This window comes from Microbacterium sp. SCN 71-21, from assembly GCF_001725695.1.
GTDB classification, from domain to species: Bacteria; Actinomycetota; Actinomycetes; order Actinomycetales; family Microbacteriaceae; genus Microbacterium; species Microbacterium ginsengisoli.
In genome coordinates, this window is the sequence record NZ_MEGA01000073.1 from 1 (window position 1) to 10,722 (window position 10,722).

Below are 10,722 nucleotides of genomic sequence, written 5' to 3' on the forward strand. Positions count from 1 at the left end.
TTACTCTACGATTTGTAGACATATCTGCTGACAACCCCGGGAGCACCGCCATGACCACCGCCGACGCGCCTCCGCTCGAGGCCGCCACCCCCGCACCGGCTCCGCGCCGCCGGCGCATCAACTGGTTCGCGGCGTTCTGGCGGTGGCACTTCTACGGCTCGGCGATCGTCATCCCCGTGCTGCTCGTCCTCGCGATCACCGGGCTCACCTATCTCTACCGCGCCCAGGTCGACGCCCTCACCCACCCGGGCGTGCTCACCGTGAGCGCATCCGCGGGCGCGGAGCGCGCCCCGCTGTCGGCGCAGGAGGCCGCCGTGCGCGCCGCCTACCCCGACCGGGACATCCTCTCGGTCACCGACAACTCGGGCGACCGGTCGACGATGTTCGTCACCGCCGTCGGCGACACCACCCGCAACGTCTACGTCGACCCGTTCCGCGCGAGCGTCACCGGCGACCTGTCGACCGACGACCTCGTCTCTGACTGGGCTCTGCGCATCCACGGCACGCTGCTCGCGGGCGACCTCGGCGATCGCGTCATCGAGCTCGGCGCCTGCTGGGCGATCGTGCTGTCGATCACCGGAGGCATCATCTTCTTCCTCGGACGCAAGCCGCGCGTCGGCGCCCGGCGTAAGCGCCTGTCGATGTCGGGCGTGCGCTCCACGCACGCCTGGGTCGGTCTCGGGGTCGGCGTCGGCATCCTGTTCCTCGTCGTCTCGGGCCTGCCCTGGACCGGGTTCTGGGGCGCACACGCACAGCAGGTCGCGGCGCAGAACGGCACCGGGCTCTGGGGTGAGGACCCCGGGGCGTCCTCGACCGTCGGAGACCTGATCGAGCGCACCGACGGATCGTCGGGACCGGCCGGGTGGGCGATCTCCGAGGGACGGACCGGCACGTCGACGGGGGCGGGCTCGGTGATCTCGATCGACACCGCCGTGGCCACCGCCCGCGCGCAGGGCGCGCCCGAGCCGTACTTCGTCGCCTACCCCGAAGGTGAGACGGGCGTCTACAGCGTCTTCGGCGATCAGTGGCACAACAACGGGAACCCGGCCGAATCGGATGTCTCGCTCGAGACGACCGTGCACGTCGACCAGTACTCCGGCGCGGTCGTCGGACAGTACGGCTACGCCGACTACAGCACGCTCGCGAAGATCGTGTCGCAGGGCATCGCCGGGCACGAGGGGCGCCGCTTCGGCCCGCTCAACACCGTCATCACGACCGCGTTCTGCCTGGGCGTGATCTTCCTGTGCGTGACAGGCCCCGTCCTCTGGTGGAAGCGTCGCGGCGGCGCGACGGGCATGGCGGCCCCACGCGGGCGACTCCCCCTCTTCACGAACATCGTGCTGCTCGCCGCCGTCGTGGCACTCGGGCTCTTCCTCCCGCTGTTCGGGCTGTCGCTGCTGGTGATCCTCGCGCTCGACCTGCTCGTGATCCGGCGCGTGCCGGCGCTGCGTCAGTTCTTCGGCTCAGTCTGAGCGGTGCCGCCGAGCGCGTCGAGCGCGCGCTCGGCGGTCGCCTGAGGCGACAGGTCGGAGACGAGTGCGACCCCGGGTTCGTCGGCATCGAGCGGCTCGACGAGCGCGAGCTGGGAGGCCAGCAGCGACGGCGGCATGAAGTGGGTGCGCGCCCGCATCCGCTCCTCCAACACCGCCGCATCGGCGCTCAGCACGATGAATCGCACCGCCGGGTCGCCAGCCCGCAGCCGGTCGCGGTAGCGGCGCGCGAGGGCGGAGCAGGCGACCACCGCGCCCTCCCGAGCGGCCGCAGCGACGCGGTCGAGCCACGGCCAGCGGTCGGCGTCCGTCAGCGGCACCCCGGCCGACATCTTCGCGATGTTCTCGGGCGGATGCAGCACATCGCCGTCGACGAACGGCGCGCCCAGGCGAGCGGCGAGCGCCTCGCCGACGACGGTCTTGCCGACACCGCTCGGCCCGGCCACGACGATCCCCATCGCCCCAGTCTGACGCCCCGCCGGGCGGCCCCGCGCCCTCTAGGCTGGAAGCGCACGTTTCTGCGGCGTTCGCCGCGCATCCAAGGAGCATCAGTGACCGAGGCAGCAGCCAACATCGGAGTCGTCGGACTCGCCGTCATGGGGTCGAACCTCGCCCGCAACCTCGCCAGCCGCGAGGGCAACACCGTGGCGATCTTCAACCGCACCTACGCCAAGACCGAGGAGCTGCTCACCGAGCACCCCGAGGCCGGATTCGTGCCCGCGCGCGACTACGCCGAGTTCGCCGCGTCGCTGCAGAAGCCGCGCACCGCGATCATCATGGTCAAGGCCGGCGGCCCGACCGACGCGGTCATCGAGGACCTCATCTCGGTGTTCGAGCCGGGCGACATCATCGTCGACGGCGGCAACGCCCTCTTCACCGACACGATCCGCCGCGAGAAGCGCGTGCGCGAGACGGGCATCAACTTCGTCGGCATGGGCGTCTCCGGCGGCGAGGAGGGCGCGCTCAACGGCCCCTCGCTCATGCCCGGCGGCTCCGACGAGTCCTGGACCACGCTCGGGCCGATCCTGCGCTCGATCGCCGCGATCGCCGAGGGCGAGCCGTGCGTGACGCACGTCGGACACGACGGTGCCGGCCACTTCGTGAAGATGGTGCACAACGGCATCGAGTACGCCGACATGCAGCTGATCGCCGAGGCCTACGACCTCATCCGTCGCGGCACCGGCAAGTCGCCGGCCGAGATCGCCGACATCTTCGCGGCGTGGAACGAGGGCGAGCTGCAGTCCTACCTGATCGAGATCACGGCGGAGGTGCTGCGACAGACGGATGCCACCACCGGTCGCCCGCTCGTCGACGTCATCCTCGACCAGGCCGGAGCGAAGGGCACTGGCGGCTGGACCGTGCAGACGGCGATCGACCTCGGGGTGCCCGTGTCGGGTATCGCGGAGGCCGTGTTCGCCCGCTCGCTGTCGAGCCACCCCGAGCAGCGCGCCGTGTCGCAGAACCTGCCCGGCCCGCGCGGCGAGATCGCGGTCGACGACGCCGACGCGTTCGTCGAGCAGGTGCGCCTCGCGCTCTACGCGTCGAAGATCGTGGCGTACTCGCAGGGGTTCGACGAGATCCGCGCCGGCGCCGCGCAGTACGACTGGTCGATCGACCTCGGCAAGGTCGCCTCGATCTGGCGCGGCGGGTGCATCATCCGCGCCCAGTTCCTCAACCGCATCACCGAGGCCTACGACGAGCAGCCGACGCTCCCTGTCCTGCTCACGGCCCCGTACTTCGTCGACGCCCTCGAGCGCGCGCAGAGCGCGTGGCGTGAGATCGTGCGGGTGGCCGCGACATCCGGGATCCCCAGCCCGGCGTTCTCGTCGTCGCTGTCGTACTACGACGGCCTGCGCGCCGACCGGCTGCCGGCGGCCCTCATCCAGGGACAGCGCGACTTCTTCGGCGCCCACACCTACAAGCGCGTCGACCGCGACGGCACCTTCCACACGCAGTGGTCGGGCGACCGCACCGAGATCGAGGCCGTCGACACGCACTGACCCCGCACGACGAACGGCGCGCGGCCCCGGGGCATCCGGGACCGCGCGCCGTTCGCGTGTACGGGGGTCAGCGCGTGATGTCGCGCACCTCGCCCTTCTCGAGGCGGAGACGCCGATGCGCGCGCTTCGCGACGGCCGAGTCGTGGGTCACCACGAGGAGGGTGAGCCCCTCCGCGTTCAGCGACTCCAGCAGCACGAGGATCTCGTCGCGCATGCTCTCGTCGAGGTTGCCGGTGGGCTCGTCCGCCAGCAGCACAGCGGGGCGCTTCGCCGTGGCGCGCGCGATGGCGACACGCTGCTGCTGACCTCCCGACAGCTCGCCCGGCTTGTGGTCGAGCCGGTCGGCGAGGCCCACGTGGGTGAGCGCCTCGACCGCCCGCGCGTGCCGTTCGGCCGCGGGAAGGCCCAGCGGGGCGAGTCCCATCTCGACGTTCTCCTGGGCGGTGAGCGTCGGGATGAGGTTGAAGCCCTGGAAGACGAACCCGATCTGCGTGGCGCGAAGGCGTCCCAGTTGTGCGTTCGACGCCGTCGCGATGTCGATGTCGCCGAGTTTCACGCTGCCGCTCGTGGGGCGGTCGAGCGCCCCGAGCAGCTGCAGCAGGGTCGACTTGCCGCCGCCCGTCGGGCCCTGGATGGTCGCGAACTCGCCCGCGCCGATCTCCAGATCCACCCCCTTGAGAGGGGTGACGGTGCGCTTCTTCTGCGCGTACGTCTTCACGACGGCGCTGAGTCGGTAGCCGGCCGCGGCGACGGGCGCCTCGACCGATTCCGGTGTGGTGTCGATGGTGGTGTCCATGTGTCCTGTCCTGACCTGTGTCGAAGGGATGCCGCGGCTCACGCGACCGAACGGAGGGCTTCGGCAGGGCTCAGCCGCGCCGCGCGCCAGCCGCCGAAGGCGCCTGCGACGACACCGCCGAGCACGGCCAGGCCGATGGCCGCCACGATCACCCAGACGGTGACGGGCGCGTGGAGGACGATGTTGCTGACCGCCTGGGTCGTCTGACCGAAGCCGCCCGGTGCGCCGCCACCGCCGCCGGGACCGCCCTGACCGCCGGTCGAGGTCGACGGGGCGGAGGAGATCGTCGGGGAGACGATGTTGATGATGATGATCCCGGCGAGGCCGATCACGAGTCCGACGACGCCGCCGATGAGGCCCTGCACGAGGGTCTCCCCCGCGACCTGCCCCACGACTCGGCCGTTCGACCAGCCGATCGCCTTGAGGGTGCCGAACTCCCGCGTGCGTCGTGAGACGCCCGAGATTGTGAAGAGCACGGCGAGCGCGAGGGCGACGACCAGCACGATGACCGAGAGCCAGGTGCCGAGGTTGGTGATGAGCGAGGTGGCGCTGGACAGCGAGCCCGACACGGTCGAGGCGAGGTCGCTCTGCGAGCTCACGGTCGCACCCGAGATCGCGGCGCTGAGGTCCGTCTTGATGCTCGAGATCGCATCGGCGGAGGTCGCCTGCACGTAGATCGTCGAAACCACGTCGCCGACGCCCGCGAGCTTCTGCGCGACATCCAAGGGGATGTAGACGTCGCTGGCCGTGTCGGCCGATGACGAGTCCGAGGTGCTCGAGGCGACGATCCCGACGATGGTCATGTCGGTGCCGCCGACCGAGATCGTGCTGCCGACGGCGAGGCTCTTGCTCGTGGCGTACGTCGAGTCGACGACCGCGACGTCGGTGCCCTTGTCGCTCGCGGTGAGCAGACGGCCGGAGCTGACGGTGACCGCCGAGAGGGGGCCGACAGTGGCGTTCGACGGGTCGATGCCGAGCACCGTGAACGAGTTCACGTCGAACGAGCTGGGGCCGCCCGCGCCCCCGCTCTCGCCGCCCGACGGCGGCTGACCCTGGGTGCCGGTCGACCCGCTCGACGAGCTCTGCGACGGGATCTGCCCCGAGAAGGTCATGTTGGTGAGGCTGAGCGCGCCGGATGCCGCGGCCACCCCGGTCGTCGAGGTGACCGTCGACAGCGCGGTGGCGTCGAGCGTGCCGCGGCGCATGTCGGTGACCAGGCGCGATTGGCTGAGGGTCGTCGTGCCGTCGGAGGTCGAGCCGTCGCCGCTGCCGAACTGGAAGCGGCCGTTGCTCGAATCGGTGGATGATCCGGGTTGACTCACTGCTCCGGTGACGGTCAGGTCGGTGCCGACGCCGTAGACGGACGCGAGCGCTTGGCTCTGCGCGTCCTTGACGCCTGCGGCGAGCGAGTTCACGATGACGACGAGCGCGATGGCGATTGCGAGTCCGGCCGCGACGATCGCCGTCTGCTTCTTGCGCCCACCGAGCTCGCGGCGCAGGTATCTCAGATACATGTGGAAGGTCTCCTCTCGGGGTCTGTGTCCCGCCTGGGACGGTAGGCACCGGGATGATGTGCGCGACATCTGTCGCCTATGTGCCGCCGATGAAGGGAGAGCCTTCCGAAACTCACAGCAGGGACATAGGATCTGCCATAGTCGACTCATAGACAGGCGCGCAGAATCGGAGGTATGACCACGCCCACCGTTGCACCCGCCCTCACCCGCGCCGACGGGACTCCCCCGCGTGTGCTCGTCGTCGACGACGAGCAGATGCTCACCGATCTGCTGTCGATGGCTCTGCGCATGGAGGGCTGGGACGTGAAGTCCGCGGCATCCGGCTTCCAGGCGCTGCAGGCGGCCCGCGACTTCGAGCCCGACGCCATGGTGCTCGACATCATGATGCCCGACCTCGACGGGATGTCGGTGCTGCACCGCCTGCGCCAGGCCGGCAGCGATGTGCCGGTGCTGTTCCTCACGGCGAAGGATTCGGTCAGCGACCGGGTCGCCGGACTCACCGCCGGCGGCGACGACTACGTCACGAAGCCGTTCAGCCTCGAGGAGGTCGTCGCGCGCCTTCGTGGTCTCATGCGTCGCGCCGGAACCGCCCAGGCGAGCGACGCCGAACCCATCCTGCGGGTCGGCGACCTGTCCCTCAACGAGGACAGCCACGAGGTCGAACGCGCGGGACGCGAGATCGAGCTGACCGCGACCGAGTTCGAGCTGCTGCGCTATCTCATGCGCAACCAGCGTCGCGTCGTGTCGAAGGCGCAGATCCTCGACCGCGTCTGGAACTACGACTTCGGCGGACGCTCCAGCGTCGTCGAGCTGTACATCTCGTACCTTCGCAAGAAGATCGACGCGGGCGAGACCCAGGCCCTCATCCACACGGTGCGCGGCGTGGGCTACATGATCAAAGCCTCGCAGTGATGGCCCGTTCCCCCCGGCAGTGGCTGCGACGCCGCTGGTCTCTGCAGACGCGCCTCATGGTCACAGTGATCGGCTTCGTCTCGGTTCTGCTGGTGGCGATCGGCTTCGCGACCGGTGCGATCCTGAACCACATCCTGCAGGACAACCTCACCGCGCGCCTCACGAACGAGATGCAGCTGCTGCGGGTCGATCAGACCTCGACCGCGGCCGAGATCCTCACCGGCGGACGCCAGGAGGCCGGCTTCCTCCTGGTGGTGCAGAACTTCTCGAACGGGCCGACGTCACCCCAGACCGTGACCGGCGCCTACGTCGGCAGCGACCTCACCGTGCACACGATGACCTCGGCCGACCAGTCCGCGCTCATCGCGGACCTGCGCACACCGGGCGATCCCGACAGCGGCGCGGTGACCGAGGCGACCGCGGGAACGCTGGGCAAGTACCGCCTGATGGCGGCGACGGCGCCCGGAGGCACCTACGTCATCATCGGCATCCCGACATCGACGCTCACCCAGACCGTCACCCCCATCCTCACGACGGTGGCCGGGGTGACGGTGGGCGGCCTCCTGCTGCTCGCCATCATCCTGACCTTCGTGATCCGGCGCAGCTTCGCTCCGCTGCGTGCCGTCGCCGACACCGCCACGCGCGTCGCCGCGCTCCCGCTCTCCGAGGGTGACGTGTCGATCTCTGAACGCGTGCCGAACGGGCAGACCGACGACACGACCGAGATCGGGCGCGTGGGACTCGCCCTGAACACGCTGCTCGATCACGTCGACGAGTCCCTGGCCGCGCGCCATCGCAACGAGGAGCGGATGCGGCAGTTCGTCGCCGACGCGAGCCACGAGCTGCGCACACCCCTCGCCTCCATCCGCGGCTATTCGGAGCTGTCGCTGCGCGCGATGCGTCAGGCACCGGCGATGGCGATCGAGAACACCGAGCAGGCGCTGGAGCGCATCCAGGCGCAGTCGCTGCGCATGTCGGCCCTCGTCGAGGACCTGCTGCTCCTGGCGCGCCTGGAAGAGGGCCAGGAACTCGTCTACAGCGGCGTCGACCTCACCCGGGTCACCGTCGAGGCGCTCGGCGACGTACAGCACACCGGACCCGATCACACCTGGGTGATGGATGTCGCGGCGGAGCCCATCGTTGTCGCCGGCGACGCCGCGCGGCTCAGCCAGGTGATCGTCAACCTGCTCGCCAACGCGCGCACCCACACCCCGGCGGGCACCACGGTGACCTTGACCCTCCAGCAGCAGGGTGGCGAGGCGGTGCTGTCCGTGCACGACGACGGTCCGGGCATCGCCCCGGAGATCGCCGACGAGCTGTTCGAGCGTTTCGCGCGCGCCGATTCCTCACGCGCCCGCCGCACCGGCGGCACCGGGCTCGGCCTCTCGATCGCCCGCGCCATCGTGCACGCGCATCACGGCTCCATCGTGGTGTCGTCGAAGCCGGGCGACACCACGTTCACCGTGCGTCTCCCCGCTCGTCCCGAGCAGATCGCCCGCGCCGACGCCGCGTGAGCCGGGCGGGTGGGCTCCGCGCCCGCCCGCTCAGTAGCCGCTGAAGGCGTCGGTCGCGACCGACTTCGCGCTCGCGAGCGCCGGCGCGAGGTCGGCGATCAGCGCCGCCGGGCCGGAGATGTACGCGTGGCGCGCGGACAGATCGGGAACGGCGCTGCGGAGAGCCGCGGCATCCAATCGGGATCCGCCAGCCCAGCGCCAGCCCGCCGGAAGCGCGCCCGGGTCTTCTCGGGTGAACACCACGACCGGGACGCCGGTGCGCGCGAGCTCGTCGCGGAACACGACGTCGTCGGCGCCTGCGGCGACGTAGACGAGCACCGTGTCGCGCGCGATGCCTGCGAGGTGGTCGTGGCGCAGCTGCGACACGAACGGTGTCACCCCGATCCCCGCCGCGACCAGGAGGACGGGGGCCGGCGTGCGTGGCAGCACGAAGTCGCCCCAGACGCCGGTGGCGGCGAGCACGTCTCCCGGCTCGACCGCGGCGAGAGCGCGCTTGTAGGAGCTCTGCGCTCCCCGACCGTCGCGGAACGCGATGCGCACCTCGGGAAGGTCCTCGGGAGCGGACACGATGCTGAACTCGCGGCGGGTGCCACGGGCGTCCGGTCGCCGATGCGGCACGTCGAGCTCGAGGTACTGCCCCGCCTCGAACCGGAAGCGCCGCTTCGCGCGGAAGGTGAGCGCGGCGAGCGTCGGGGCGAGCTGCTCGCGGGAGACCAGGGTGAGCCGCACCGCCTGACGCAGCGCGAACGCGAAGGCGACGAGGTTGGCGATGACGAGCGCCCGCTCCTGGCCGAGGGTGATCTCACCGAGCGGGATCGGCCAGCCGGCCAGCACACCCGCGACCGCGGCGACCGCGAACTGCTGCCACCGACGTGGCGGAAGGGTCAGGGGCTCGGACAGCATGAACGCGCCGAGGAAGAGGAACGGGCTCTGCAGCAGCGCGAACTGCAGCGCCGTGCCGAGGTCGAAGGCGAAGCCGGCGGTGGCATACTGCACGGCCTGGCGCACGACCGAGACCCCGACGGCGAGCACCAGGAACAGCAGCACCACCCGAACCTTCTCGGTGCGCCAGACGACGGCAAGGCCGAACAGCGCCACCGGCAGCGCGAGCGCGGGCGCTCCCACCCACCAGCCGGAGGCGCCGAGCGCCGGCACGGCGATGCCGAGCAGTGTCAGCGCTGTCGCCCCGGCTGCGGCCGGGTTGAGCACGTGACGTCCCCGCCACACGAGCACGTACTTGGATGCCGCGGCCACCGCGCCCGCGATCGCGATGCCGCCGAGTCCCGCCGGGTCGAGTGTCGGCCAGAGCACGAACAGCAGGATGCCGGCCGTGATGAGCGACGACTCGATGCGACCACCGAGGCGCAGCAGGCGCTGAGCCGCGGCATCCGTCGCGACGCACACGACCACCAGCACCGCTGCCGTCGCGGCGAGCTCGCCCGGGGTCGGGCCGACGAGCCCGGCGAACGACAGCGCCAGCGAGATCACCGCGAGCGCGGCGAGGGAGAGCAGCACGAGTCGGTACATCGACACGCGCCCCAGCACCGCGAACACGCGGTTCCAGAGCGCGGAGAGCTGAGCGTTCATCGGAGCCCCTTTCAGAAGAACAGGTCGACGGGCGCGTCGGGTGACCACTCGACCTGACCGTCGGTCGTCATGCGCACCCAGTGCGCGTCGAGGGATGCCGCGGCCCGCGGCCCCTCGTCGAAGAACAGCGCGGTGGCCGCAGCATCCGCCGTCATCGCATCGGAGGCGATCGCCCACGTCGCCGCGACCGTGCGCACCGGTTCGCCGGTGCGTGCATCGAGCACGTGGTGCAGGCCGTCGCCCCACGCCCGACGGTTCACGGCGGAGGCGCACAGCGCCCCGGACGCGACCGTGGCCACCCCGATCGCGCGGGACGGATCGTAGGGGTGCTCGAGGCCGATGCGCTCGGTCACGCCGTACACGGCGATGTCACCGCTCGCGTCGACGACGTGCGCGTCATGGGTCTCGGCGAGCACCGCCGACACCCGGTCGACGAGGCGTCCCTTGCCGATGGCGCCCACATCGATCACGGCAGGCGCGTCGAGCGAGAGCGTGTCGTCGTGCCAGTGCAGGATGTCGCGCCACGCCGCCGGAGCGGGCATCGCCGCACCCGCGAGGAACGAATAGGCAGGGTCGTAGCCGAGGGCGTCGAGAGAACGGCCCACGAGCGGGTTCACCGCTCCCCCGGTCTCGTCCGAGAGCCGGGCGTACAGGTCGAGCATCGAGGTGCCGTCCGCAGGGAGCGGCGCCGAGCCACCCGCAGACAGCCGCGCGATGAGCGAGTCCGACCGGAACCGGGACCACTGCTCGTCGAACTGCGCGACGAGCGCCGCGACCGTCGTGCGCACCCGCTCGGAGACCGGAGCCTCCGTCTCGACCGCCCACCGGGTGCCGATCGCGTCGAACTCCCAACGGGCGGAGAAGGTCACGCCGCCGCTTCGGTCTTGATCTCGGCGATCGCCTTGTTGA

General features: G+C 70.9%; 9 protein-coding genes. 4 read left to right on the top strand and 5 right to left on the bottom strand.

The genetic code is table 11. From position 1 onward, the window contains the following. The first annotated feature begins 50 nt into the window (after positions 1-50). Positions 51-1,472 (top strand): PepSY-associated TM helix domain-containing protein, encoded by a 1,422-nt coding sequence (locus tag ABT08_RS10490; RefSeq protein WP_288114905.1) that lies wholly within the window; start codon positions 51-53, stop codon positions 1,470-1,472. Here ABT08_RS10490 and ABT08_RS10495 read toward each other — a convergent pair. After that, a complete protein-coding gene (locus ABT08_RS10495; RefSeq protein WP_056210122.1) occupies positions 1,451-1,948 on the bottom strand; it encodes a gluconokinase in 498 nt (165 codons plus the stop codon). The genes ABT08_RS10490 and ABT08_RS10495 overlap by 22 nt on opposite strands. Before the next feature lie 138 nt (positions 1,949-2,086). On the opposite strand from ABT08_RS10495, the gene gnd reads away from it, so the two are divergent. After that, the gene (gene gnd, locus ABT08_RS10500; RefSeq protein ID WP_056210369.1) at positions 2,087-3,490 is read left to right on the top strand and encodes an NADP-dependent phosphogluconate dehydrogenase; all 1,404 of its coding nucleotides are present in this window, start codon (positions 2,087-2,089) and stop codon (positions 3,488-3,490) included. Positions 3,491-3,557: 67 nt separating this feature from the next. Here the strand turns inward: gnd and ABT08_RS10505 are convergent, their stop codons facing one another. Both ABT08_RS10505 and ABT08_RS10510 read right to left on the bottom strand, forming a co-directional pair. Then, the gene (locus ABT08_RS10505) at positions 3,558-4,286 is read right to left on the bottom strand and encodes an ABC transporter ATP-binding protein (protein ID WP_045248660.1); all 729 of its coding nucleotides are present in this window, start codon (positions 4,284-4,286) and stop codon (positions 3,558-3,560) included. A 38-nt stretch (positions 4,287-4,324) separates the two neighbouring features. After that, positions 4,325-5,800 (bottom strand): ABC transporter permease, encoded by a 1,476-nt coding sequence (locus ABT08_RS10510; RefSeq protein ID WP_045248659.1) that lies wholly within the window; start codon positions 5,798-5,800, stop codon positions 4,325-4,327. A 174-nt stretch (positions 5,801-5,974) separates the two neighbouring features. On the opposite strand from ABT08_RS10510, the gene ABT08_RS10515 reads away from it, so the two are divergent. Next, a complete protein-coding gene (locus ABT08_RS10515) occupies positions 5,975-6,712 on the top strand; it encodes a response regulator transcription factor (protein WP_045248658.1) in 738 nt (245 codons plus the stop codon). Continuing rightward, positions 6,712-8,226, top strand: coding sequence for a sensor histidine kinase (locus ABT08_RS10520; RefSeq protein ID WP_045248657.1), 1,515 nt, complete (start codon positions 6,712-6,714; stop codon positions 8,224-8,226). Before ABT08_RS10515 ends, ABT08_RS10520 begins: the two co-directional genes overlap by 1 nt. A gap of 30 nt (positions 8,227-8,256) precedes the next feature. Here the strand turns inward: ABT08_RS10520 and ABT08_RS10525 are convergent, their stop codons facing one another. Together ABT08_RS10525 and ABT08_RS10530 are read right to left on the bottom strand one after the other, a co-directional pair. Beyond that, the gene (locus ABT08_RS10525; RefSeq protein ID WP_288114907.1) at positions 8,257-9,813 is read right to left on the bottom strand and encodes an FAD-dependent oxidoreductase; all 1,557 of its coding nucleotides are present in this window, start codon (positions 9,811-9,813) and stop codon (positions 8,257-8,259) included. An 11-nt stretch (positions 9,814-9,824) separates the two neighbouring features. Further along, on the bottom strand, positions 9,825-10,682 hold the full coding sequence (locus ABT08_RS10530; protein WP_288114908.1) for an FAD:protein FMN transferase: 858 nt from the start codon (positions 10,680-10,682) through the stop codon (positions 9,825-9,827). Between the last annotated feature and the right edge of the window lie 40 nt (positions 10,683-10,722).